The 26,406-nt window shown below is 64.1% G+C and carries 21 protein-coding genes; 7 read left to right on the forward strand and 14 right to left on the reverse strand.

Annotated features, from left to right (window positions below; translation table 11 throughout):
- Positions 1-3 precede the first annotated feature (3 nt).
- From ppsA to G6N50_RS06845, 3 genes are read right to left on the reverse strand one after another with little or no spacing between them, the layout of a single operon-like run.
- Entirely contained in the window at positions 4-2,316 is a 2,313-nt protein-coding gene (ppsA, locus tag G6N50_RS06835) for a phosphoenolpyruvate synthase (protein WP_083092387.1), read from the reverse strand.
- Positions 2,317-2,336: 20 nt separating this feature from the next.
- Positions 2,337-3,857, reverse strand: coding sequence for a bifunctional aminoglycoside phosphotransferase/ATP-binding protein (locus tag G6N50_RS06840; protein WP_232068898.1), 1,521 nt, complete (start codon positions 3,855-3,857; stop codon positions 2,337-2,339).
- A 57-nt stretch (positions 3,858-3,914) separates the two neighbouring features.
- Entirely contained in the window at positions 3,915-4,799 is an 885-nt protein-coding gene (locus G6N50_RS06845) for a universal stress protein (RefSeq protein ID WP_083092386.1), read from the reverse strand.
- Between the two features lie 207 nt (positions 4,800-5,006).
- On the opposite strand from G6N50_RS06845, the gene otsB reads away from it, so the two are divergent.
- Positions 5,007-8,627, forward strand: a complete 3,621-nt coding sequence (gene otsB, locus G6N50_RS06850) for a trehalose-phosphatase (protein WP_232068969.1) — start codon at positions 5,007-5,009, stop codon at positions 8,625-8,627.
- Positions 8,628-8,639: 12 nt separating this feature from the next.
- Complete coding sequence (locus G6N50_RS06855) at positions 8,640-9,572, forward strand: universal stress protein (protein ID WP_232068899.1); 933 nt, start codon at positions 8,640-8,642, stop codon at positions 9,570-9,572.
- 13 nt (positions 9,573-9,585) lie between these two features.
- On the opposite strand, the gene G6N50_RS06860 is transcribed toward G6N50_RS06855, so the two are convergent.
- The 11 genes from G6N50_RS06860 to G6N50_RS06910 form a co-directional block, all read right to left on the reverse strand.
- On the reverse strand, positions 9,586-10,467 hold the full coding sequence (locus G6N50_RS06860) for a universal stress protein (protein ID WP_083092643.1): 882 nt from the start codon (positions 10,465-10,467) through the stop codon (positions 9,586-9,588).
- Between the two features lie 11 nt (positions 10,468-10,478).
- A complete protein-coding gene (locus tag G6N50_RS06865) occupies positions 10,479-11,033 on the reverse strand; it encodes a GNAT family N-acetyltransferase (protein WP_083092642.1) in 555 nt (184 codons plus the stop codon).
- Between the two features lie 145 nt (positions 11,034-11,178).
- Positions 11,179-12,828, reverse strand: coding sequence for a GAF domain-containing sensor histidine kinase (locus G6N50_RS06870; RefSeq protein ID WP_083092640.1), 1,650 nt, complete (start codon positions 12,826-12,828; stop codon positions 11,179-11,181).
- A 220-nt stretch (positions 12,829-13,048) separates the two neighbouring features.
- Positions 13,049-13,705 carry a hypoxia response regulator transcription factor DosR/DevR gene (dosR, locus tag G6N50_RS06875; protein WP_083092380.1) on the reverse strand — a complete coding sequence of 219 codons (657 nt, stop codon included), beginning with the start codon at positions 13,703-13,705 and terminating at the stop codon, positions 13,049-13,051.
- An 82-nt stretch (positions 13,706-13,787) separates the two neighbouring features.
- Entirely contained in the window at positions 13,788-14,645 is an 858-nt protein-coding gene (locus G6N50_RS06880) for a universal stress protein (RefSeq protein WP_083092379.1), read from the reverse strand.
- Positions 14,646-14,661: 16 nt separating this feature from the next.
- Complete coding sequence (locus G6N50_RS06885) at positions 14,662-15,432, reverse strand: universal stress protein (RefSeq protein ID WP_083092377.1); 771 nt, start codon at positions 15,430-15,432, stop codon at positions 14,662-14,664.
- A 151-nt stretch (positions 15,433-15,583) separates the two neighbouring features.
- Entirely contained in the window at positions 15,584-16,564 is a 981-nt protein-coding gene (locus G6N50_RS06890; RefSeq protein WP_083092638.1) for a 1-phosphofructokinase family hexose kinase, read from the reverse strand.
- Positions 16,565-16,587: 23 nt separating this feature from the next.
- Positions 16,588-18,633: an erythromycin esterase family protein gene (locus G6N50_RS06895; RefSeq protein ID WP_179970140.1), complete on the reverse strand. Its 2,046-nt coding sequence runs from the start codon at positions 18,631-18,633 to the stop codon at positions 16,588-16,590.
- Between the two features lie 10 nt (positions 18,634-18,643).
- On the reverse strand, positions 18,644-19,081 hold the full coding sequence (locus G6N50_RS06900) for an Hsp20/alpha crystallin family protein (RefSeq protein WP_083092375.1): 438 nt from the start codon (positions 19,079-19,081) through the stop codon (positions 18,644-18,646).
- 225 nt (positions 19,082-19,306) lie between these two features.
- Positions 19,307-19,558 carry a hypothetical protein gene (locus G6N50_RS06905; protein ID WP_083092373.1) on the reverse strand — a complete coding sequence of 84 codons (252 nt, stop codon included), beginning with the start codon at positions 19,556-19,558 and terminating at the stop codon, positions 19,307-19,309.
- Between the two features lie 240 nt (positions 19,559-19,798).
- Complete coding sequence (locus G6N50_RS06910) at positions 19,799-20,785, reverse strand: Acg family FMN-binding oxidoreductase (RefSeq protein WP_083092635.1); 987 nt, start codon at positions 20,783-20,785, stop codon at positions 19,799-19,801.
- 341 nt (positions 20,786-21,126) lie between these two features.
- On the opposite strand from G6N50_RS06910, the gene acsA reads away from it, so the two are divergent.
- From acsA to G6N50_RS06935, 5 genes are read left to right on the forward strand one after another with little or no spacing between them, the layout of a single operon-like run.
- The gene (acsA, locus tag G6N50_RS06915) at positions 21,127-22,926 is read left to right on the forward strand and encodes an acetate--CoA ligase (RefSeq protein ID WP_083092371.1); all 1,800 of its coding nucleotides are present in this window, start codon (positions 21,127-21,129) and stop codon (positions 22,924-22,926) included.
- Positions 22,923-23,894 carry a pyruvate dehydrogenase (acetyl-transferring) E1 component subunit alpha gene (pdhA, locus tag G6N50_RS06920; protein ID WP_083092369.1) on the forward strand — a complete coding sequence of 324 codons (972 nt, stop codon included), beginning with the start codon at positions 22,923-22,925 and terminating at the stop codon, positions 23,892-23,894. Before acsA ends, pdhA begins: the two co-directional genes overlap by 4 nt.
- Complete coding sequence (locus G6N50_RS06925) at positions 23,891-24,868, forward strand: alpha-ketoacid dehydrogenase subunit beta (RefSeq protein WP_083092367.1); 978 nt, start codon at positions 23,891-23,893, stop codon at positions 24,866-24,868. Before pdhA ends, G6N50_RS06925 begins: the two co-directional genes overlap by 4 nt.
- Positions 24,865-26,073 carry a dihydrolipoamide acetyltransferase family protein gene (locus tag G6N50_RS06930; RefSeq protein WP_083092365.1) on the forward strand — a complete coding sequence of 403 codons (1,209 nt, stop codon included), beginning with the start codon at positions 24,865-24,867 and terminating at the stop codon, positions 26,071-26,073. The genes G6N50_RS06925 and G6N50_RS06930 overlap by 4 nt, the downstream gene beginning before the upstream one ends.
- 6 nt (positions 26,074-26,079) lie before the next feature.
- Complete coding sequence (locus tag G6N50_RS06935) at positions 26,080-26,337, forward strand: acyl carrier protein (RefSeq protein ID WP_083092363.1); 258 nt, start codon at positions 26,080-26,082, stop codon at positions 26,335-26,337.
- Positions 26,338-26,406 lie beyond the last annotated feature (69 nt).

Raw genomic sequence — 26,406 nt, forward strand, 5'->3', positions numbered from 1 at the left:
GGGTCACACCTGGCTTTGGTGCTGCGCGGTCCAGTTGCCGGCCGCTTCCAACAGCAACCGCCGTTCGGCGGCCGCGACCGCCCGCCGGGTGGCACCGACCGCGTCGGGATTGACCGACACCGAGGTGATGCCCATCCTGACCAGGTGCTCGGCGAAAGCCGGGTTGGTCGAGGGCGCCTGGCCGCACAGCGACGACGTGATGCCGTGTTTCCGCGCCGTCGCGACAATGCGGCCGATCGCATCGAGAACGGCCCCATCGGATTCGTCGAACAGCTCGGCACAGATCCCGGAATCGCGGTCGACCCCCAGCATCAGCTGGGTCAGGTCATTACTGCCGATGGAGACGCCGTCCACACCCAGCCCGATGTATTCGGGTAGCCAGTACGTCACCGAGGGCACTTCGGCCATCACCCACCGATGCAGACCGCGCTGGGAACCCAACGGACTCAAGTCGACCAGCGAAAGGCAGGTCTCCAGTTCCCAGCGCGTCCGTACGAAGGGAATCATCAGATGCACGTTCGGATTCTGCTCCCGCACCCGTGCCAACGCCTGAAGCTCCAGACCGAACAGGTCGCGTTCTTTGACGTATCGATAGCACCCGCGGTATCCGATCATCGGGTTGTTCTCGACGGGTTCGTAAGCCTCACCACCCTGCAAGCCGCGGAACTCGTTGCTACGAAAATCCGTAGCCCGGTATATCACCGGCCGGTTCCCGAAGGCCGAGGCGATTCGTCCAATCGATGTCGCGAGGGCGTCGACGAGAGCGAACTGCTCGCCGCGAGCTATGAGGTCACGCGGGTGTCTGCCGGAAAGCGCCTGGGTGAGCAGGAATTCGGCCCGCAGTAGGCCGACGCCGTCGACATCTTGGGCGGCGACCGCTTCGGCCGCGTCGGGGATGGCCAGGTTGACGTAGATCTTGGTACCGGTTGTCTCGATGGCACTCGTGGTAACCACCGGCTGCCGGGGGGCCGACACGCTGACCTGCGGGCTGAGGCTTCCGGCAGTGACATTCCCGCGCGAGCCATCGACAGTGACCGACTGACCCTCGTGCAGAACGGTGGTCGCATTGCGGGCGCCCACCACACAGGGAACTCCGAGTTCGCGCGCGACGATGGCCGCATGGCAGGTCATACCGCCGGTCTCGGTCACCACTGCCGCCGCACGCCGGATCGCAGGAAGCCAATCCGGATTGGTCATCGGGGCCACCAGAATCTCGTTGTCGATCAACCGGTTGCCCTCGTCCGGAGTGCGGAGCACTCGAACGCGGCCGGAGGCCGACCCGGGTGCCGCCGGCAGCCCCCGCACCAGGACGCCGGTGGTTTCCTCCCCGTCGCCCGCGTGCGGGTGCAGCGTCGTGATCGGCCTGGCCTGAACCAACCAGGCCTTGCCGGAGGCGATCGCCCATTCGACGTCTTGGGGGCAACCATGATGCGCCTCAACGGCAATCGCCAGCTCGGCGATGCGGCGCAACGCCGTGTCGTCAAGGACTCGCGCCTCGGCCTGCGCACGGTCTAATTCGACGATGACGTCGTGCCCGTCGGGACCGCGCTCGATCTTGAAAGCCTGGTACCCAACTTTGACGTCGAGCACGTCCAAGGTCTTCTTGTCGACGACGTAGGTGTCGGGCTGGACCTTCCCGGACACCACGACCTCGCCAAGTCCGAGAGCGGCTTCGATAACAATGTGCTCCCGCTCCCCCGTGCTGGGATCGGTGGTGAACGCAACCCCGGATTGCTCGGAGGCAATCATCTGCTGGACGACCACCGCCATCGCGGGATCGGCCCCGAATCCGCGACTGGCCCGATAGGTGATGACCCGCGGGCTGAACAGCGAGGCCCAGCACGTGATTACCGCCTCGAGCAGGGCGCTTTCCCCTGCCACGTTGGTCACCGTCTGGTTCATTCCCGCGAACGATGCATCACGGCCGTCTTCACCGGTCGCCGACGAGCGCACAGCCACAATGCAATTCGGTCCCAGGGCGCGGTAGGACTCGAGTAACTGATCGCGGACGTCCCGGCTCACGCCGGCTTTCGCCACCAGCGTCCGCATTCGTTGGCAGAGCTCGGCCAGCCGGGCGGCGCTGTCCACCTGCGTCAACGCTTCGCGGTGCAGAGCGGCGAGTTCGGTATCCACCCCGCCGGCCTCCATCGAAGTCAGGTAGCTACTCCGCATCAACACGAACCCCGGCGGCACCGGAAGGCCGGCGGCCACCAACTCCCCCATGTTGGCGCCCTTGCCGCCGGCCTCCTCGGCGTCCCCGAGGCGCAGCGTCGCAATATCCGAGACATACTTGGCGGTGAGGGTTTCAGATGACATGTCCAGCCTCTCTTAACATTTCAGCGGTTCTGCAGAGCCGGCGCGTGGACCGCTTGGCGCCAGACATCATGGGCTTGGTCGACGGAGTGCTCAACCGACTGCGAGGTGTCCAGCAGGTACGCCGTCTCCCAGCCGCTGTGCTGTTCGGCCAGGGCCGCCGCGATCCCGGGCGTGACCTCGGAACTGCCCTGCCGGCGCGTTTCTATCCGTTCCGCCGCCACATCGGCGTTCACCGAACACCTGATTTCTACCAATGCCGAAAACGTCTCGCGGGCAATGCGATAGGCATGGGCGCGGACCTGCGGATTGCGCCAGGTCCCGTCGAGGATGACCGATTGCCCGTTGGCCAACAGCGCCCGCGCCCGGTGCAGGACGACCTCATAGACAGTCCTGACGTTGCCGGGACGATACAACCCCGCATCCAGATCGCCGGAATCGCCGGTGACTATACCCACCGCCCGTAATTCTCGGCGTACGTCATCGGTGGAGATGATCTGCGCCCCAGTTTTCTCGGCGAGAGCTCGCGCGATGGTCGACTTTCCGGTTCCCGGATTGCCTCCGACCAGGGCCATCCGAACGCTACCCATCTCCAAGTGCCGGGTCGCAATCGCCAGGTGCCGAGCCGCATCGGCAGTAGCCCCCGGGTGTCCTTGCGACAGCCGTACGCAATCAACCTTTGCCCGGACGACGGCTCGGTACGCGATGTAGAAGTCTCGCAGTGACGATGGCGCCGTGTCACCCGAATGGAGTGCATAGCGATCGAGGAAATAGTCTCCAAGGTCTGCGCGCCCCAGGAACTCCAGGTCCATCGCCAGGAAAGCGGCGTCGTCGATGCGGTCGAGATAGCGGAGCTTGTCATCAAACTCCAAACAATCAAGGAGCGCCGGTTCGCCTGCCACGCAGAAAATATCGTCGGCAAGCAGATCACCGTGGCCGTCGACGATGCACCCGTCCGCGATCCGATGCGTAAACAAGGGCGCACGCCCCGACGTGAAATCGACCGCCAGGCGCTGGATTGGGGCCAGATCCTCGAAGGAGAATCCCGAATCGGGGTTGTCCGCATAGCGATTCAGTTCCTGCAGGTTCTCGCTGAACCGTCCGTCGACAGCGCAGACCTGGCCCTGGGCGTCGATGGCCGGGCTCCGCTGGGACTGTCGGTGAAATCGGGCCAACATGGCGGCGATGGTGTCCAACACGTGGCAGATGGATTCGTCGGGGTCGTAGCACACTCTGAATGCCAAGCGATCACTGTCGAAGTAGCGCCGCATCACGACGACCGGCTCGGGGGGCCCGCCGGCCGGATCGGTGAGATGTGCGATCCCCAAATAGCTTTCCGGAGAAAGCCGGCTGTTCAATTCGACTTCTCGACGGCAGGCACGTTCGCGCTGTTCGGTTGTCCGGAAGTCGAGAAAGTCGGTCAGCACCGGCTTCTTCGCCTTGTAGGCACGCTTGCCGGCGAGCACCACCACCCCGGTGTGGGTTTCGTGAACATCGACATAGGGTTCCGTGGGCGTACCCGAGGTCCCGACGTCAGCGGTCACGAGCTCGCGTCCCATCACCGTCGGTTTGTGCGTCGCCGAGGACATCTCGGGGTCGCCTCAAGACGGCCGTGCCACGATAACCGGCATGCGAACCGAGTGAACGACGGCGTTGCTCACCGAGCCCAGCAATACACCGGCCAAGCCGCCGCGCCCGTGGCTACCCACGACGGTCAGCTGGGCGGTTTCCGACTGCTCGATGAGTTGCCGGGCCGGCCGATCGCATACGACGATGCGGTGCACCGTGACGTCGGGGTAACGCTCGTGCCAGCCCGCCAGACGTTCGGCCAGGCTCCGCTCCGCTTCCGATTTCACAGCCGCCCAGTCCACTCCGGGAAGCTCGAAGACCTGGGCGTCGCTCCACGCGTGAACAGCCTTGAGCTCGACGCCACGTCGTGACGCTTCGTCGAAGGCGATGGCCGTCGCAAGTTCGGAAGCCGGTGAGCCGTCGATTCCGACCAGGACGGGCGCCTGCTCCGGGTACGGCATCAGTGGGTCTTCGTCGTGAATAACGGCTACCGGGCAGTGCGCGCGCCGCACCACGCCGGCACTGACCGATCCGAGCAAGGCCCGGCCGGCGGCTCCGCGTCCGTGGGACCCGACGACGACCATGTCGGCCTCTTCCGACATCTTGGCCAGCGTCGGCGCCGGCGGTGCGTGCCACAGTTCCCTCGTGATGTCGATCTTCCGGGTTGTCCGTGTGGTGTCCTCGGCGATCTTGACCGCCTCCTCCAACACCCGGCGGCCGTCGTCCTCCTGCCACGCCACGGCTTCGGCCGCCATCGGCACCTGAGGCCACATCGTCGTGGCGTTCACCATGTGGACCAGGGTCAGCGGGACATTGCGTAACGCCGCGTCACGCGCCGCCCAGCAGACGGCGAAATTGGACGCGGGCGATCCGTCGACTCCGACGACGATGCCGTGGCGCCTCATGGATGCAGTCATGTGGTTCTCCCTCGTTCATCCAGAACGCTATTGACCCAAGGGGCGAAGATCATGAGACTTTCGTCCCCAACCGCATGGACGAGAGACCTTCATTGAGGCGCCGACCTTGATCGGGGGGCGCTTTGTGGAATCGTGATACGGGTGACCGAGTGGCCCACCACTCTCGACAGGCGCTACCACGATGCCGTGATCTTCAACCTCGCTTGCGTGGTCACCGAGACTGCGCCAGAAACGGCGAAGGCCCGCGATTCCGCTCCCTTTTTGCTCCGGCGGCTGCGAGATGTCGGCATCGCCACAGCGGTCTACTCGCGCATCCCGGGCTGTAAGCAGGTTTTGCGGAGCGCCGGGATGGACGAATCCTTCGACGTTCTCCGCGATGCGGACACCGACACAACGCTCGATTCGGCGCCGCTGGCGGAAGTGGTGGCCCGCTTAGGCGTCCGCGCCGCTCGTTGCGTGGTGATCGAACACGACGACGCCGGTGTCAAGGCCGCCATTGCGGACGGTTTCGGCCTGGTCATCGGTCTTGCGCACCAGGGAGATGCCGACGAACTACTGGCGTGCGGCGCCGATACGGTCATCGCCGACCTCGCCGGGATCTCGGTGCACGACGGTAGCACCGTCGTGTCACACATCGCCGATGCCGTTGAGGTCTACGGCCAACTCAAAGAACTGGTGGGTGCGCGGCGACCGGCGGTCTTTCTCGACTTCGACGGCACGCTCTCCGATATCGTCGAGCATCCCGAGTCGGCGGTGCTTGTCGAGGGCGCCGCCGATGCGCTGCGCGCACTGGCCGCTCATTGTCCGGTCACGGTGATCAGCGGCCGCGACGTCTCAGATGTGCGCGATCGGGTGAGGGTCGACGGGATATGGTACGCGGGCAGCCACGGGTTCGAACTGCTGGAACCCGATGGCACCCGCCACGAGAACATCTCTGCCGCAGGGCCTCTCGACGCCTTGGTTCTTGCTCACTCTCGGTTGACCGAAATGCTTAAGGATGTCGCGGGAATCAAGGTGGAACACAAGCGCTTCGCGGTTGCCGTCCACTATCGCAATGCCGACCCCGCAGACGTCGGTCAGGTGGTCGCGGCGGTCCGCAGATACGGGCGTTCCAAGGGTCTTCGCACCAGCCTCGGCCGCAAGCTCATCTTACTTCGCCCAAACATCGTCTGGGACAAGGGCACGACGCTCGATTGGCTGCTCGGGCACATCGAGGCCCGCGACAGCGGGGTGCGTCTGGTGTTACCCATCTACATCGGTGATGATCTCACCGATGAGGATGCGTTCGACGCCGTCCAGTTCGACGGCGTGGGGATAGTCGTGCGCCACGGCGAGGAAGGAGAGCGCTCATCTTCGGCGATATTCAGCCTGGAAAACCCCTCCGCGGTGTGCAGATTCATCCGGCGACTCGCGGACGATCTGGAAGAGATCGCAGCGGCCCCGGCGGACTCGTGGGAACTTGCCTACGACGGCTACCAGCCGGACCACGAGCTGCTGCGGGAGGCGCTCTGCACGGTCGGCAACGGTTACGTCGCTACCCGTGGTTGCGCTCCGGAAGCATCGGCATGCGAAGTCCATTATCCGGGCACTTATGCGGCCGGCGTGTACAACCGGCTCGACGATCGAATTACGGGCCGTGCCATCGAAAACGAAAGCCTGGTCAACCTACCCAATTGGCTCTCGCTGACGTTCCGGATCAACGATGGCCCGTGGTTCCGTGTCGATGATGCCGAGTTGGTGTCCTACCGGCAGGTATTCGATTTGCGTCATGCGACGCTGACGCGCACCCTCCGGTTCCGCCACGGTTCCGGCCACAGCACCACGCTGACCCAGCAGCGGTTTGCGTCGATGCACCAGCCCCACATCGTCGCGATGCTGACCACCGTATCCGCCGAAAACTGGTCGGGGACAGTCGAATTCAGATCGTTGGTGGACGGAAGTGTGCGCAATACCTTGGTGGAACGATATCGCTCCTTGGCGGACACCCATCTCACCGAGCCGGTGATCGACGAGATATCGTCCGATTCGGTGGTGTTGCGGACTGAAACGTCGCAGTCACGCGTCGCGATCGCGGTAGCCGCGCGCAATACGGTCTGGCTGGACGATGTCCGGGCCGATGCGCAGTACCGGACGGTGCGAGACGGTTACCGTACCGGTCATGACATCCAGGTCACGGTGTCCGCTGGGCAGTCGATCACGCTGGAAAAGGTCGTGACGGTCGTTACCGGACGGGACCCGGCTGTATCCGAATCAGCAAGTGCCGCACAGCATTACCTTGAGGTAGCCGGACGCTATGCCGATCTCCATTATCAGCACGCCCGCGCGTGGGCTCGGCTGTGGGAACAGTGCGCCGTCAACCTGGGTGGCAGCATCGAAGCGGTGCGCATTCTCCGGCTGCATCTGGTGCACGTGCTACAGACGATCTCTCCGCACACCGCCGAACTCGACGTCGGGGTGCCGGCCCGCGGCCTACATGGCGAGGCCTACCGCGGACACGTCTTCTGGGATTCACTGTTCATCTCCCCGATGTTGAGCGTGCGCCTGCCGAACTTGGCACGCTCCCTGCTGCTCTATCGGTATCGACGGCTGCCCGAGGCCCGCCGCGCGGCACGACGGGCGGGATATCTCGGGGCAATGTATCCCTGGCAATCGGGCAGTGACGGCCGCGAGGTGAGCCAGGAACTGCACCTCAATCCGCAGTCGGGACGGTGGAATCCGGATCCCAGCGCGCGCGCACATCATGTGGGTCTCGCGATTGCGTACAACGCGTGGCAGCACTATCAGGTGACCGGCGACCGCCAGTTCCTCGTCGACTACGCAGCCGAGATGATGGTCGAGATCGCACGCTTCTGGGTCGGCCTGGCGCAATTCGACGACAGCCGCGATCGCTACACGATTCGGGGCATCATCGGTCCCGACGAGTTCCATTCCGGCTACCCCGGCATGGAGTACGACGGAATAGACAACAACGCGTACACCAATGTCATGGCGGTCTGGGTGATCTTACGTGCAATGGACGCGCTGGACCTGCTGCCGTTACGGGATCGGCTCGACCTCGTCGGTCGGATCGATCTGACGGCGCAGGAACTCGATCGGTGGGAGCAGGTGACGCGACGAATGTTCGTCCCGTTCCACGAAGGTGTGATCAGTCAATTCGAAGGCTACGCGGACCTGGCGGAATTGGATTGGGAGCAGTACCGGCGGCGCTATGGGAACATTCAGCGGCTGGACCGCATTCTCGAAGCCGAGGACGACAGTGTGAACAACTACAAGGCGTCCAAGCAGGCCGATGCGCTGATGCTGTTCTACCTGTTGTCCTCGGATGAATTGCTGGCTCTGCTCGGCCGCCTCGGCTACAGCTTCGCGGCCGAACAAATCCCGAAGACGGTCGACTATTACCTAGCGCGCACTTCGCACGGATCGACGTTGAGCGCCATTGTGCATTCGTGGGTTCTCGCTCGCGCCCACCGGCAGATGGCCATGGAGTACTTTGACCGGGTGCTGGAATCCGACATCGCTGATATCCAGGGGGGCACCACCTTTGAAGGAATACATCTGGCGGCGATGGCCGGCAGCGTCGATCTGCTGCAGCGGTGCTTCACCGGTCTGGAAATGCGCGATGACCGGCTGATACTCGGCCCGCTGTGGCCGGAAAGACTAGGTCCGATGGAGTTTGCCATGGTTTACCGTCGCCACCGCCTTCACCTCCGGATCAGCGGACGAACCGCGACCGTGACCGCGGAAGCCGGGAAAGCACAACCGATCGAGGTGGAATGTCGCGGTCGCGTACAACAACTCGCGCCGGGACAGGCCATCGAGGTCGGGTGAACGCCAGGACAGATGACCATTGCCGCACGGCGAGGGCCGAACGGCCCTGCCGTTCGGCGTCAAGGCTCAATAACGTCTCCGATTGACCCACGGGTTATCCCGCCAGCCCAGCGTCTCGATCGGAGAAATGCAATGAACCATCCGCACTCGCCACAGCGGATAGTTGTGGGTATCGACGGCTCCGATGCAGCGGTCAACGCGGCCAAGTGGGCGATCGCCGAGTCCATCAGCCGCGATATCCCGCTTCGCCTGATCTATGCGATCCCGCAACGAAAGGCGGATGCACCGGCCGACGATAACCTTCTCGATGTGGAGTGCGGCGAATCGGCCCTGCGCGCCGCTTGCGCGGCGCTGCATGCCATGACCGCGGAAGTCAAAGTCGAAACCGATCTCGTGCACGGCTCACCGGCAAGCGCTCTGATCGAGGAATCGCGCTACGCGGCCATGGTTTGCGTGGGTTCTGTGGGGATCGGGCAGATCGCCCGCAAGGTCATCGGCTCGACCGCCGACGCCGTCGCTCGGAAGGCTCATTGCCCGGTAGCGGTCATTCGCGTGAACCGGGAAGCCGCGGAGTCCCATTCGGGATCGATCGCGGTCGTGGTCGACGACTCGCCTAACAACGACACCGTGCTCGAGCATGGGTTCAGGGAAGCGCGGCTGCGCAAGGCACCGATTCTGGCGATGGGTGTTTGGCGATGGGGTTTCGGAGCAATTCCATACCGTCAGTTGGACCGTCGGCTCCACCCGTGGGTCACTGAGTACCCCGAGGTGCATGTACACCCAACCGCGGCACGACACGGAGCCGCTGAATATTTGGTCGGCACTCAGGAACCCGTCGAACTCGCGGTGGTGGACAGCTCGTATTCCGACAAGGTCGCCCGAATGGTCGGTCCACTCACCCCTCGCTTCGGACACACCGGATGTTCGGTGCTCGTGGTGCGCTGAGCACTCCGAGCGGTCAGCGTCCGCGGGTCACAATCACCGGAACCATCGCCGATTGAGCCACACGCGAACTCACGGAGCCCAGCAGCATGCCCGCAAACCCGCCGCGGCCGTGGCTGCCGACGATTAACAACTGAGCGTTTTCGGCCTCCGCGAGCAGCCACCGAGCGGGTTTGTCGCACACGATCAGTCGCTTCACGCACACGTCCGGATACTGATCGTGCCAGCCCGCGAGACGTTCGGCGAGAATCTCCTGACCCTCGGCCTCGCTGTCCCGCCAATCCATCCCGAGCATGGGAAAGACACCGACGTCGCTCCAGGCATGCAGCGCAACCAAATCGACGCCCCGGCGCGACGCCTCGTCGAAAGCCAAGGAGACTGCCGCTTCCGATGCGGGCGATCCGTCGATGCCCACCAGCACGGGTGCGTTGGCCGCGGGTGTCACGTCCGCATCGGGGTGGATGACCGCCACCGGGCAGTGCGCATGGTGCAGCAGCCCGGCAATGACCGAACCCAGCAGCAGGCGGCCCAGCGCGCCGAGTCCCTGGCTGCCGGCAACGATGATCGATGCGTCCCTGGACGCTTCGATCAAGGCGGGTATAACGCTGGAATAGATTGTCTCGGTGCGTATTTCGGGCGACTTCGCACCATTGAGGTTGGCGGTGACCGTCTTGCACGCCTGATCAACAACCTGCTGCGCACTTTCGCGCTGCCATTCGGGCATGTCCGCATACAACTGGCCGACCGGCCAGCCAACGACCACCGGGGCAACGACGTGCATCACCGTAATCGGTAAGCCGCGCATGATGGCCTCGCGGGTCGCCCAGGCCACCGCGGCGTCGGAAGCCGCCGATCCGTCGACACAGACCAGTATTCCGTGATTCACAGTCGTTGCCATTTCGCACTCCTTCATGAAATCTCTTGGCCGGCCGGTGACGACACGCCGATGCGCTCGGGCAGAGCGATATCCAGGTGGACGATGGACGTGCAATCACCTCGATCACGCGGCCATCCCAAATCGGATATGACAGCGAGCATCAGCTGGTTCTGCGCCAGGACGTCGGCGACGAACCGCACAATCCCATGAGCCCTGGCGATCTGGGCAAGCCGTTGGAGCAACGCCGTTCCCACGCCATGCGAATGGTCCTCGTGAGCGACGACGACGGCGATATCGGCGGCCGTCCGATCAACGCAGACCGTATAGTCCGCCACGCCGATCAGCCGGTCCCCATCGAATGCGCCCAACGCGTACCGCCCGTCCGCAGGCTCGATGAGCCTGCTCACGAGCTCGTCCAGATGGGCCGGATGCACTGTGAAGAAACGGAAGTAGCGATCATGATCGCTGAGGTCTCGATGAAGAGCGACAACGGCTTCGGCATCATCGCCGTCAAGTCCGCGCAGTGAGATCAGCCGCCCGTCAAGCAATTGGCACGTCACTGTATCTCCCACCTCTTGACTGCCCATCACCATTCCTCGACCGCCGGCATACCCCCCTGTTGCATTGGGCACCCCGCACATGACGCTATGGGGATGTCGCGCAATCGGGCAGGGCCGTTGGACCCCCCGCCCGTGCCATTGGTCCCCGCGATCGGTGAACGCCGGTGGCGGATCAGTGATCGGTGAGCGGAGCGGTCCAGTGCACGCGGGTACCACCCGTGGCCTGGTTGGAGATCTCGCAACGGCCACCGACCTGTTCGGCGCGATACGCCATATTCGCCAGACCGCTGCGGCGACGATTGTCGTCGGGTATGCCGCTCCCGTTGTCGATGATGTCGAGAGTCAGCATGTCGGCGACGTTGACTTCGATCGTCAGCCGCGACGCCCCGGAGTGGCGCACCGCGTTGCTCACGGCTTCCGCGGTGACCGCTTCGGCATGCTCGGCAAGCTCGCCGCCGACAGCTGTCGTCGGACCGTGCATGCGCACGGTGGTGACGATGTCACGGTTTTCGGTGAGATCGGTAACCACGCGCTGAATGCGGTGCCGGAAGCCACTTTCGTGCTCCAGAGGCGATTTGAGTTGGAAGATGGTGGTGCGGATCTCCTCGATGATGGTTTGAAGATCATCCAGTGTGCGGTTGAGTCGCTCCACGATCTCCGGTGAACGTGCCCGCGCGACCGTGCCTTGCAGGTCCATGCCTGCGGCGAACAACCGTTGGATGACATGGTCGTGCAAGTCGTGTGCGATGCGCTCACGCTCGCCCACCAGGGTCAGCTGGCGGGCGTGCTCGCGGCCCGACGCGAGCACCAGTGCCAGCGCCGCGTGGGTGGCGAAATCGCTGACCAGGTCCAGGTAACGGTCATCGAACGGTGGCCGGTCCGCGCTCCGTGCGACGGCGATCACGCCTAAGACGTCGTTGTCGGTTCGCAATGGCATCAGGATTGCGCTGCGTTGCCCGACATCGGTGAAAGCCTGGATCGGGTAGCTCAACGACTCGCAGATCATCGCCGCCCCGGAGCGGAAAACGCGACCGCTGGTGGAACCGTCCACCGGAATCTGCTGGCCGATGACCTCGGAGGCGTTGAGCCCCACCGCCGCAGAGATGACCAGCGTGTCGATCTCGTCAACGGGGAGGTCGGCGTCGACCGGAACCAGCACGATCGCCTGCTCGGCCTCGGTCAGCGCGCACGCGCGGTCGGCGATCAACTGCAAAAGCTTCGGACCCGATTCGGCGTTGGACAATAGTGCGGTGGTGATCTCCCTGCTGGCTTCCATCCATTTCACCGAGGTGCGCTCGCGCTCGAACAGTTGCGCATTATCGATGGCAACGGCCGCCGCAATCGCCAATGCGCGTGCGGCAACCTCATCGGATTCGGAAAACACCCGCCCTGGCTCATCGTGGGTCAGATAGAGGTTCCCGAACACCGCCCCGCGGATGGTGATGGGCACCCCGATGAAGCCTCGCATCGGAGGATGTTGCTCGGGGAACCCGACCGCGGCCGGGTGTCTCGTAAGGTCGTCCAGGCGCAACGCGGGCGTGTCGAGAAGCGAGATGGAAAGCACTCCCTTGCCGACCGGCAGGTGGCCGATCCGCGCCGCCGTCTCGGCGTCGATCCCGTCATGGACGAACGAGATCAACCCACCGTCGGAGTCGCGTATGGCAAGCGCGCCGTAGGGGGCGCGGGTCAGGTCCTTGGCGGCACGAACGATCCGGCGCAGCGTCGCGTCGAGTTCGAGACCCGAGCCCATCTCGACGATCACATGCAGCAATCGCTCCATCTGATCGCGCGCCACCAGCAACTCATCGAGTTGCTGGTGCATCCTGCCTACCAGCCCACGCTGGCCCAACCCGGCGTAACCCGAGCCGCTGTCGTCGTTGGCCACCCGACCCACTACCTCCGACATTTCCGGCCCTACAGCAACCGCGCGTTGCACTACCAATGATCGCAGCATCAACGCGGCGGTGCTCAGGCCAGCTTAGTCCGATTATGCGAACGGAGCCCAAGAATCGACGCTGGTCGTGAACGGCTGTCTTCGCAGGTCAGCTCCCGATCGACGTTGGATCGAAGCGCCGATCCAACGTCGAGGCAAACACCGCCGCTTGGGTCCGCCGCTCCATACCGAGCTTGGTCAGCAGCCGGGAGACGTAGTTCTTCACCGTCTTCTCGGCCAAGAACATCCGGGCCGCGATCTGCCGGTTGGTCAGGCCCTCGCCGAGCAGGCTGAGCAGCGTTCGCTCACGTTCGGTCAATCCGGACAGCGGATCCCTGTGCTCCGGGGCGCCGCGGAGCCTCGCCATCAGCGCGGCAGCCGCGCGATTGTCCAGCAGCGACTTACCAGCACCCACGTCCTTGATCGCCTGCGCGAGCTCCATCCCCCTGATGTCCTTGACGACGTAGCCGCTGGCGCCGGCCAGGATCGCCTCGAGCATCGCCTCATCGGAAGTGAACGACGTCAACATCAGACACCGCAGCTCTGGGAGCTCCGACAGCAGGTCACGGCACAATTCGATGCCGTTGCCATCGGGGAGGCGCACGTCGAGCACGGCGACGTCGGGCCGCGTCGCAGGTATTCGCACCATCGCTTCGGACACTGAGCCCGCATCGCCGATGACGTCCAGCTCGGGTTCCGCTGCCAGCAGATCGGTAAGTCCGCGGCGCACCACTTCATGGTCATCAACCAAGAAGACTGTAACCATGGCGAGTCCTTCCTGTCGGCCGGGCGAGACACCAGTGTCGGGGAAATTTCGCGAGATTTTGCATCGTCATCGTCGTCCGATCTCACAGATGCCGGCCTTTGACGACCAGCAGCGAGCAGTCGCCGTCTTGGAGCACGGCACTGCCGACCGGCCCAATCAGTTCTTTCAGGTGTTCACGGTTATCGGAGCCGACTATGGCGAGCTGCACCGATCCGCGGTTGCCTGCCAAATATTCGAAGAGGGTGTTGTGTACCGCCGCCGACTCCACCCGAATCTCGGGGTAGCGGCGTCGCCAACCGGCCAGGCGGCGGTCCAGGTCGGCGATCGCGCGACGGTCGTCCTTATCCTCGGCCGCCGCGCCGTAGGACACGGTTCGCCGGCATATGATCGCCTGAACCGTGGCGCTGCGCGTCCGAGCTTCTTCCATGGCAACGCCCAGCAACTCACCGCAATCGGAAGAGTTGCCCACCTCGACCACGATCCTGCCGCCCAGCTGTCCGGTCTGATCGTGAAGTCCCCTAACGATCGCCACGTGACACTGCGCGGAGATTGCCAGGGCGGCGGCGGTGGAACCCACCCGGCCCGCTCGAAAATGGCGCAACCCCATCGCGCCTACACACACCATGGCCGCTGATGCCGATACCGCAATCAATGACCTGATCGCCGGCCCCTGGACGATCTCCATCTCCGTCTTGACCTGCTGACCCGTGGATTCGATTGCCGTGAGCGCACGGCCGATTGCGGTTTCCGCGGCGGCGAACGTGCGCGCGAGAACCTCCGGTTCGGCATCGAGCCCCTTGCCCTGCTCCATCGCATACATCAATCGCAGCGGAGCGTCCCGCCTCACCGCCTCGTCTACCGCCCAAAGCGCCGCCTGCACCGCGGCCTTCGACCCGTCGATACCGACGGCGATCGGTCGATCTGTCCGTAACTCGTTCATCGCGAGGCTGTCGGATCTAGTCACGGATGATCAGCACTGAGCAGTCGGGATAACCCAAAATGGGGTGCGAGTTGGGTGTGCCGAGCTCGGCGATTTGATCCGCATCGACTTTGCCGACAACGGCGAGTTCAATTGCACTGCTGTGGTTTTCAGAGGACCTCGAGCCGGTGCCGGCTGCGACGACCTGAACGGGCACGTCCGGGTAGCGCCGAACCCAGCTGTTGAGGCGTCGATCGATCTGCCGCACAGTGGCGTTGCGTCGCCGACCTTCCTCCATGGCCTGGTGGACAACCTCTTCGTTATCGGGTTCATCGTTGAGCACCACGGCGATCACACCGGGCTGCGCCGGCGTTCCGTCAGGGTTGGTTCGGATGATGGCCACCGGGCAGTGGGCACGCATCGCCAACGCGGCCTCCGTTGTCCCCAGCAACTTCTCGGCCGCCCATCCACGCCGATCGGTTCCGACACACACCAGGGCCGCATCCACCGATTCATTGATCAACACCTGCTCCGGGTCGCCCGAGAGCAGGACCGTTTCAAGTTCAACGGCTTTTCTCGCACCCTGCACGGCAACTTCGGCTTGGCAAAGGGCGGTCTCGCCGGCTTCGAGTTCCCAGTCGGAAGGCTGCGCGGACGTGGATCGCGATCCCTTGCGTCCGACGACGTGGACGAGGCGAAGGGGTAGCTGTCGCGTGATCGCTTCGTCGACCGCCCATTTCGCAGCGTTGACCCCAGCTTGCGACCCGTCAACGCCGACGACTACCGACTTCGAGTGCAGCTGATTCATCGGAGCTCCTGCAGTTGCGGTCGATCACTTATCGGCTCACTGCCAGGCTAGGGATTTTCCACCCGTTATGGAGGGGTCCTTAGGCCTTACCTCGACAGCCGTTCGTCCCGAAGGTGCGACACCGAAGACGGTTTGGTAGATGAGCATTCGCTCAACGGCGGCTGAGGTCGCACGGCTCGGCGGCCAGTGCAAATAATTTCTCGACGTCCGCCCGGGTACTGACTTCCGTACCAGGCGTCATCGACATCGCTGCGCCCGCCGCTATGCCCAAGCGGACGGATTTGACGAGCGGCCATCCGCGGCTGAGCCCGGTCGCGATGGCGCCCACCATGGCATCGCCCGCCCCGACACCGCTCCCACCGCCGTGTACCGTGATTGCGGAGAATCGCTGGTCGCCCTGCGGCGTCGCGAGGAGCGCTCCGCGAGACCCCAGCGACACGAGGACCACTTGCGCGCAACCGCTTTCGACAAGCAAATTTGCGGCGGCCAATTGTTCGGACTCGGTGACGAGCAGGCCGCCGACGCGCTCGCCCAGTTCCCGCACGCTCGCCTTGAGCAAATACACACCAGAAGAGATGTGCTGCAATCCCCCGCCGGACGTGTCCAGGATAAGCCGGGCGCCCATGTCCCGGCATATGTCGGCCACCCGCTGGTAGTAGTCGGGCGGTACGCCTGGTGGCAGGCTACCGCTTGCGACGACGAAGTCGGCCGACTCCGCCTCCGCCCGCAGCCGGTCGAGACATCGCGACTGTTCGGCGGACGACAGCCATGGTCCGGGAAGAACGAAACGGTATTGCCGACCGGAACTATTTTCGTTGACAGTGAAGCTTTCACGAGTCGACGCCGCGATCTCGATCTGCTGACAGGGCACGCCCTCCTCCCGGACAAACGACGCCACAAGAGCACCGGTCGGTCCGCCGACGGTGAATATGGCGGATACCGAAGCACCGAGAACATTCGCGACGCGAGCAACGTTGATGCCGCCGCCGCCTGGATCGTAACGTGTTGCCTGGCAGCGCATTTTGTCGGTCGGCCGCACCACGTCAACGCTAGTTGTGATGTCCAGGGCCGGATTCATGGTCAACGTGACGATCTGCACCCGGCCGGGCGGTGCGTGGGTTGGCGCATCCATGTCCGTTGGCTCCGCTCCGTTGGTCACAGTCCGGTGGGGTACGTCTCCGGTGTTTCGCCGGCGATCCAGAGGCTGGTGGGCTCCAGGGGCTCGAGCGCCCGGGTGCTATCGATATGGATCATCGCGTCGAACTGGTCCGCGGGCCGCACGTGGAAGTAGTGGCTTTGCCGTTCCGTTTCGGGCCGGTAGATGACGCCGATGGCGCGTCCCAACCGAACGGCGCTGAGCGGGTCGGCGGCTTCCGGCTTGATGAGTGCCGACACCAGGAACGAGGGCTTCCCGGCCTCGTGCAGGAGTTCCTCGATACTTCCGTTGAGCGCCGGCCGAACGGTCTTTCGCTCCGCCACGCCGCCCCACTCGCTGGCGGCGGTGACCGTGCCGTCGTACGTGCTGAACCCGATCAGCCGGGACTCTTCGCCATACTCTTGACGGACGAGCTGTCCGAGCGTGAGCTGCCCATCCGCCCAGACTTCCGTCGCCCGGGCATCGCCGACATGAGAGTTATGAGCCCACACCACGATTCGCGCCGACGGAACATCCGAATGACGGTCCAGATGTTTCACCAGCGCCCCGAGTGTCTGTGCCATGTGCGTGTCGCGCAGGTTCCATGAGCTGACGCGCCCGCTGAACATCGTCCGGTAGTACATCTCAGCGTTGCGAACGGTCTGCGCATTCTGCTCGGCGTAGAACAGTTCGTCTTCCGCGAGCAGTCCATCCATGCGCGCGTAGGCCAGTGCGTGACGCTGGATGTCCACCAGCTGTTCGACGGCTTGCGTCTCACACGACGGGCCGGCGCCGAATGCCGCCGCAAAACCGTACGCCTGGCCGTCATCGGCGGAGGCGTGATCGAAGCACACATAGCGCTCCCGCGCCCGCGCCGCCGCCTTCGGATCGATCTTGTCGAGGTAGCCGATAACTTCCTGCAACGATCGGTGCAGGCTGTACAGATCGAGTCCGTAGAATCCGGCCTGCCGTTGTCCGTTCGACTCCTGCCGTTGGTTGCGCGCACGGAGCCAATCAACGAAATCACGAACGACTGTGTTGCGCCACATCCAGGCCGGAAAGCGCTCGAACCCGCTCAATGCGGCGTCCGCGCTTTCGTCTTCGCCCCGGCCGTGTACGTACCGATTCACCCGGTAGGCGTCAGGCCAGTCGGCCTCCGCGGCGACTGCGCAAAACCCCTTCTCGTCAATCAGCCATTTCGTGATTGCGGCCCGCGCCTCGTAAAACTCATGAGTGCCATGCGAACTCTCGCCGATCAGTACGATCCGCGCATCACCGATCAGCTCGTCCAACGTTTCACGGGGCGGGACACCCGCCGGTGCATCGATGGCCACACTGGCGACAATCTGGGCCGGGGCCCACTCCGCGGCCGTCGTCGCCGGCGCCGCTGTCGTGGGTGTGGCGAGCAGCTGACGAACCTCCTCGTCGGTGACCTGACGGAAGTCCCAGAACGACTCCCCAACGGCGAGAAATGGGGTTGGCATGCTTGCGCAGACGACGTCGTCCACCAGGCCGGCGAACTCCCGGCAGGTAGATTCCGGGGCCGCGGGCACGGCCATCACGATCTGGGCGGGCTCGGCCTCACGCAATGCCTGCACCGCCGCGAGCATGCTTGCGCCGGTGGCCAGACCATCATCGACGAGGATGACCGTTTTGCCGGCCACCTCCACAGGTGGACGTCCGTCGCGGTAGGCGGCCTCGCGCCGAATCAGTTCCCGGCCTTCGCGTTCGGCGATGAACCGCAGTTGCTGTGGGGTGATCCGCAGGCCCCGCACGACGTCGTCATTGACGACGACGCGCCCCCCGCTCGCCAGTGCCCCGACCGCGAACTCTTCATGCCCGGGCGCACCGAGCTTGCGCACGATGAAGGCGTCCAGCGGGGCGTGCAGCGCTGCGGCTACCTCCCATGCCACGGGCAACCCTCCCCTGGCCAAACCCAGGACGATCACGTCTGGTCGATCCCGGTAGGCGGTGAGCAGGTTTGCCAGCACCTGCCCGGCCTCGCGGCGGTCGCGGAACACGCGCCGCGGCGAGCGCCGGGTGACGTCAGCCGCTGTGGTCATCATGCGCCCGCGGTCACTGACCATTGGCCGATTGCACTTCGATGTGTCGCTCGGCCGGCTTCGCTTCCGAAACTGCCACCGCGACAGTGAGAATCCCCTTGTCGTAAGTGGCTTCGATGCTTCCCTCGTCAGCACCGGCCGGCAGGGACACACTCCGAACGAACGTGCCGTACGAGAACTCCGAGCGCCCATCGAAGTCCTTCCTCTCGCTACGCTCCGCCTTGATCGTCAGGTGGCCGTCACGCACGGTGATGTCGATGTCCTTTGCGGGGTCGACGCCCGGCATTTCCGCGCGCACCACATAGCGACCGTCTTTCATCTCGTCCTCGAGCCGCATCACGCGGGTGTCGAAGGCAGGACGCAGCCCGGCCAGGGATGGAAAGCCGGCGAATAGCTCCGAGAACTCCGGGAACAGCGACATCGGCCGGCGCCGAAGGGAAACGGTGCTCATGGGTATCTCCTGATATCGAGATTTGCAATGGTTGCGCTGTCCATCGCACCAATCGGCCGGCAATGCCGAAAGGGACCGAAGTCCCCGGGTCGTAGGTCGTTCGTCAGCTCCCCACCGGCCGCGACGGCGGTGGCTCGCACCGGCGGCACAAGGTATCTCGCGGCCACCCTCTCGCGGCCACCCTCGAACGCCTTCGGCGGCAGAACGGCGCGTGGTCGCGGCCGGCTACCGGCTGGGTGGAAGCCGTTGCGACTGCGCACTGATGCATCCCATGACGCGGTCGAACACGAGGCCGAATGCGTCGCCATCCTCAGCGATGCTGAACAGGCCCCGCTGGCGAAGAAACCCCTCGAGCCGCCGATCCAGCGGCCAATCCGCATAGATGTCGTCCGCATAGGTGGAATTGGTGAATTGCCAAGCGAGCGCGTCGACATCGGAACCAGTCAGCAGTAATCGATCATCCAGCGGAGAGACCATTTCACTTCCCTGTATATGTACCTGCAGTATGCGCCGCGTCGTCGCGTATGAGCTTCTTTGGTCAGTGCCGATGTCATTTCAGTGCCCTATCGCGAAGTAAGGCGACCCCGGATTAAATCGGTGGCCGCTTCATTTTTTCGTTGTGATCGGGTATCGCATAGAGCCTGAAGTCCCTATTGATCGGGCTGCTCGCCCGCTGACAACTACCGGTCGCCCGCCAGACTCAGCGCGCCAGAGGCCCTAGCGTCGGATCTCCAACACGTCGCTCAGCGGTCGCCGCGGCGTCCGCTGGGGATGCAAGTCACCCTCGGGCTCGACTCCCACCCGGATCAAGACCTGCGGCAGGGCGAACCGGCCGGTCAGGTCCCGGATCATCTCCCTGGTCGATTCCAGCTCCGTGATGTGGGTTACCGGGCACGTCGACAAGCCGGCCATCGTGGACTCCAGCAAGACCGTTGACAGCGCCTCGCCGCATCGGAGGGCGTCGAGCCGCGAGTCTCCGAGTGTCGACAGGACGAGAATTACCGCTTCGTCGTAGGTCCCCGCTGAACTCCGCTCGTCCAACGGGTCGACCGGGAACCGGCGGTTCACATCGACTCTGCGGTCGTCCGATTCCGAAATCAGTGCGCTTTCGGGAATACCCTCGTACTTTCTCAACGGCGATGTCCACCAATCCAATTCGTGGTGGTAATTGTCGTCGTAGCGGCGCAGGGCTTCGGTGAGCCGAGCCGCTTCCGCCAGCCGCGGCCGCGCCTCTACACCCAGCACGTCGAGGGTGACGAAAGCATCCTCCAACGCGTTGCGAAGCACTGGTTCGAACGACGACCAATGCTTCGGAGCTGCAAACGGCAGCCTGCTTGTCCGGCGACGCAATATCGCGTCGGCAAGGTCGCGGCGGGCCGGCGCGACATAATCGGTCAACACAAAGTCGATCGAGGCGAGGTGGTCGAGATTGTTCGGATTGGGAAATGGCTCGACGTTCGTGTTCCAGCCGACCGTAGCCATGGCGACCCGAAAGTGATCAAGCGCCGCACCACAGCTGATGATCGCCTCCCGTCCGGATTTGTCGGTCGAGGCCACCGTTCGGTGCGGATCGAGGAATAGGTCGACGCCGGAGCCGCCCGCAATCCAGCGCCAGGGCTGACTGTTGTGCAGCGACGGAGCATGACAGGCCAACTCGACCGCCGCCGTGATCACGTTGGTGTCCGCCGTCATTTGGGTCATCACTTTCACCTGTCTGTCTATGGCTACGACCTTTCGGCAAACGGGCACCCGACGCCAGGGTCCTAGGTCCCCACCGTTCCGTCCTTGGACTCCACGGCGGCAAGGCCTCACGCAGCCGACTCCCGCGTCGAACTGCAGCGACTCAAAGGACGAAACACGTCGCTGTCGATGACTTTCTTCTCTATTGCGGCCTGCAGCACCCGGAAAACGATGAAGACACCCACGCGACGAAAGGGACAGTGATGGCAGCCATCTGCCGCGTCGAGCACTACTCCGGGAGCCCTCAACCACGCTTGAGGAAGGTTCTTGCTGTCACCGATCGGACAGACCTCTAGGACTTCCGCATGGATATCATCCGCAAACTGCCCCGTGACTTGACCATCCCGCCGAACCTCATGAATTACGAGGAGGCGCGTGCGAAATTCCGCTGGTCCGATGTGCCGCAGCTGTGCGAGGGCATGGGTCCGGGCGGATGCAACATCGCCTACGCCGCCGTCGACCGACACGCAGTCGGCGTGACCGCCAACCGCACCGCGTTGCGCTTCATCACCGGCAAGGGCTGGGACGGTGCGATCGGGACGCACGATCTCAGCTACGCCGAGCTCGGCCGGTTTTGCATGCGATTTTCCGGCGTGCTGCGCTCGCTGGGCATCAACAAGGGCGGTCGCGTCTTCACGCTCATGGGTCGTAGCCCCGAGCAGTACATCACCATCATGGGTGCGCTGCGCAACGGCAGTGTCGTCTCACCCTTGTTCTCGGCCTTCGGACCCGAGCCGATCACCACGAGAATAGACATCGGGCAGGCTGACGTGCTGGTGACCACCAAGGCGATTTACGAGCGCAAGATCGCCAAGGTCCGCCATCGGATACCCTCGGTCCGGCACATCTTGGTGGTCGACGAAACCAGATCCGACGTTCAGTTGCCCGGAACGCTGAACTTCTGGCAATGGATGGACGCCGCCAACGAGAACACGCCGATCGAACCCACCACCGCCGACGACCCGGCGCTGCTGCACTTCACCAGCGGAACCACCGGTACACCCAAAGGCGCAATTCACGTCCACGGTGCGGTCGCGATGCACTACGTCACCGGCTTGTACGCGCTCGACCTGCACCGTGACGACACCTATTGGTGCACAGCGGATCCCGGTTGGGTTACCGGCATGTCCTACGGGATCATCAGTCCCCTGCTGCATGGAGTCACCTCGATCGTCGACGAGGCGGAGTTCGATGCGAAGCGGTGGTACGGGATTCTGCAAGACCAGGGTGTGTCGATCTGGTATACGGCACCAACCGCGATAAGGATGCTGATCAAAGCGGGCCCCGAACTGCCGGCGCAGTACAATTTTCCACGACTGCGATTTATCGCGAGTGTGGGCGAGCCGCTCAACCCCGAGGCGGTGTGGTGGGGAAAGCGGGTGCTGGGCTTGCCAATTCATGACAACTGGTGGCAGACGGAAACCGGCGGGATCATGATCGCGAACACCCCGGCGTTCGACATCAAGCCCGGCTCGATGGGCCGACCGCTTCCCGGCGTGGACGCATATATCGTGGGCCACAACGACGACGGCACCATCACGGTCATCGATCAACCCGACGTCGAGGGCGAGCTCGCGCTCAAGCCAGGCTGGCCATCGATGTTTCGCGGCTATCTGAACGCCGCGGATCGATACCGGAAGTGTTTCGCGGATGGACTGTATCTGACCGGAGACCTCGCGAAGAAGGACGCCGACGGGTACTTCTGGTTCGTCGGACGCAAAGACGATGTGATCAAGTCGGCGGGACATCTGATCGGTCCCTTCGAGGTGGAGAGCGCGCTGACCGATCATCCGGCGGTGGCGGAGGCGGCGGTCATCGGCAAGCCCGATCCGACCGTCGGCGAAATGGTCAAAGCGTTCGTCACTCTGAAGAACGGCATAGTCGGCGACGAGGACCTGCGCCTGGAACTGATTGGCCACGCGCGCAAGCGACTCGGGGCCACGGTGGCGCCGAAGGAGCTCGATTTCGTCGACTCGCTGCCACACACGAGCAGCGGCAAGATCATGCGCCGGCTGCTGAAGGCTCGTGAGTTGGGACTGCCCGAGGGTGATACCTCCACCATCGAGCAGCACCCCGACCAGAACGTCGAAAAGGTACCTTCATGACCGATACCAAGCTGGCCCACGAACTCCTGTCGGATATGGTCCGCGTCCGCCGTATGGAGGAAAAATGCGCGGAACTGTACAGCGCGGCCAAGATTCGCGGCTTCCTGCATCTGTACGTCGGTGAAGAGGCGGTCGCCGCCGGGTCGCTGCGCGCGCTGGCCGACGATGACGCTGTGGTCGCGACCTACCGCGAGCACGCGCATGCGTTGCTGCGCGGCATCCCGATGACCTCGATCATGGCCGAGATGTTCGGCAAACAGGAAGGGTGCTCACGGGGCCGCGGCGGGTCGATGCACCTCTTCGATGCGTCCAAGCGGTTCTACGGCGGCAACGCGATAGTCGCCGGCGGCCTGCCGCTCGCGGTGGGCATCGCGCTCGCCGACGCCATGCTGCAGCAGAAGCGGGTGACCGCATGCTATTTCGGCGACGGAGCGGTGGCCGAAGGGGCGTTTCACGAGTCGCTGAACATGGCCGCGCTGTGGAAGCTACCGGTGCTGTTCTGTTGCGAGAACAACCTTTACGCGATGGGCACCGCGTTGGATCGAGCACAGTCGCAGACCGATCTCACCGTCAAGGCGGCGGCGTACCAGGTTCCCACACTGGCCGTCGACGGGATGGATGTCGAGGCGTGCCATACCGCCGCGCAACACGGGGTCGATCACGTCCGCGACACCGGCGGCCCGTTTTTCATCGAGTTCCGCACCTACCGGTTCCGGGCGCATTCGATGTTCGACCCGGAACTGTATCGGGACAAGGCGGAGGTCGAAGAGTGGCGCAAACGCGACCCCATTCACGCGTTCACCGAGAAGTGCCTGGCCGACGGCACCCTGTCCAAGGCCGACGTAGCTGAGATCGAGGATGCGGCCGCCACCGAGATCGAGGAGGCAGTCGCGTTCGCCGAGGCCGGAACGTGGGAGGACGTGGAGGATCTCGAACGCGATGTGCTGACGCCGGGGGCAGCGCGATGAAAACCACCTACCGAACCGCGGTCCACGATGCGATTCGCGACGCGATGCGCGACGACCCGCGTGTCGTGCTGATGGGCGAAGACGTAGGGCGCTACGGCGGGACCTATGCGGCGTCGAAAGGTCTGTTGGACGAATTCGGTCCGGAGCGAGTGCGTGACACCCCGCTGTCCGAATTGGGCTTCGTCGGAATCGGAATCGGGGCTTCCCTCAACGGGCTTCGGCCGATCGTAGAAGTCATGACGGTGAACTTCAGCCTGCTGGCGCTCGATCAGATCGTCAATACCGCGGCGGCCCTTCGTCATATGTCAGGCGGGCAGTTCTCGGTACCCCTCGTTGTTCGGATGGCGACGGGTGCTGGGCGCCAGCTTGCCGCCCAGCATTCGCACAGCCTCGAACCGTGGTATGCCCATATCCCAGGCATCAAGGTGGTAGCACCGGCGACGGTCGAGGATGCCTACGGCATGCTCGGACCGGCGCTGGACGATCCGGATCCGGTGGTCATCTTCGAGCACGTTCAGCTGTACAACACCTCGTCGGATATCGACACCCTTGCCCCCACCGATATCTGCCGGGCGGCGATCCGGCGCACCGGCAACGACGTGACCGTGGTGGCCTACGGCGGCTCTCTCGGGAAGGCGCTCGACGCCGCGAATGAGCTGTCACTGGCCGGAATCGATTGCGAGGTGGTCGATCTGCGGGTCCTGCGACCGCTCGACGACGACACCATCCTCGAATCGGTCCGGAAGACACACCGCGCCGTCGTCGTCGACGAGGCTTGGCACACCGGCAGTTTGGCCGCCGAAGTTGTGGCGCGCGTGATGGAGGGAGCTTTCTACGACCTCGACGCTCCGGTGGCGCGCGTGTGCAGCGCGGAAGTCCCCATACCGTACGCAAAGCATCTGGAACAGGCGGCCCTTCCCCAAACCGCCAAAATCGTCGCGACGGTACAAAGCCTGTTCGGTGAGGAGCAATGATCGAGTTCACAATGCCGGCCCTGGGTTCCGATATGGACGAAGGCACCCTGAACGAATGGCTGATAAAACCCGGTGACAAGATCACCCGCGGCCAAATCGTGGCCGTCGTCGAGACCACCAAAGCCGCGGTCGAAGTTGAATGCTGGCAGGAGGGAACCGTCAGCGAGCTCCTCATCCCGGTCGGCGAAACCGTCCAAGTGGGAACGGTATTGGCCACCTTGCTGGCCCCGGGCGAAAAGGAAGAGCGACGACCGCGCCGGCGATCCCGGCCGGCGACGAAACCCGCCGAAAAACCGGCGGCCGCGCCGTCGGGGGCGCCATCGCCGGCCGCCGCGACCGCTCCCGGGCATCGGCGCTGGGTATCGCCCGCCGCACGGCGGCTGGCCCAATCGCTGCATGTCGCTATCGATGCGGTGAGCGGCACCGGTCCGCAGGGTGCGGTCACCTTAAGCGACGTCGAGCACGCTGCGGCGGTTGCCGAACCGGCCACCAAACCGGCGGCCAAGCCGGCAACCAAAGCCACGCCGGCTGATCGCGCGGCCCAGATGCGCAAGTCGATCGCGGCCGCGATGAGCCGGTCCAAGCGGGAGATCCCGCACTATTACCTCGCCAACGAGATCCTTTTGGAGAAGTCGTTGAGCTGGCTGACCACCCGAAACGCACAGCGGTCCATTGACGAACGGGTGCTGCCCGCCGTCCTGCTGCTGAAAGCGGTGGGCATCGCCGCGCAGCGATTCGGTGAGTTCAACGGATTCTGGCGAGAAGACGGCTTCGAGCCCGCGACCGGAGTGCATGTCGGGGTGGGAATCTCACTGCGCGGTGGTGGCCTGGTCGCCCCAGCCATTCACGACGTCCCGGAGAAAAAGCTGGACGAATTGATGGACGACCTCACCGATCTGGTGGCGCGGGCGCGTTCGTTCTCGCTGCGGAGTTCGGAGATGTCGGACCCCACCATCACGGTCACCAATCTGGGTGACCAAGGCGTCGACACGGTATTCGGAGTCATCTATCCTCCGCAGGTCGCCATCGTCGGTTTCGGCCAGCCGGCCGAGCGGGTTTGCGTTATCGACGGGGGAATCCGAGTCATCACCGCCGTGCAAGCCACCCTCGCCGCCGACCACCGGGCAAGTGACGGCCATCGCGGTGCGTTGTTCCTGACCGCAATCGACGAGTTGCTCCAGCAACCCGATCTCTTGGAGAAATGAAACGCCATGACCGAAGAAGACATACGTGATGTGGTCCTGTCCGTGCTGACAACCATCGCGCCCGAGGTCGAACCCGACGAAATACGCGACGACGTTCTGCTGCGAGATCAGGTCGATCTTGATTCCATGGACTGGCTCACCTTCCTGCGCGGTATACACCGCCGGTTGAACGTCGATATCCCGGAGTCCGACTACGCTTCGCTACGGACGTTGGCGGACGTGGTGGGCTACGTCGAGCGGAATGCGTCTAAAACCCCGCACTGATCACCGACTGCGCAGGTCCGATGTTGTCCGGGACGTAGGACTCTAGCACCGAGCGCTGTAATGCCCCTA

Origin of the sequence: Mycobacterium mantenii (assembly GCF_010731775.1) — a bacterium.
In the GTDB taxonomy this organism is placed as follows: Bacteria; Actinomycetota; Actinomycetes; order Mycobacteriales; family Mycobacteriaceae; genus Mycobacterium; species Mycobacterium mantenii.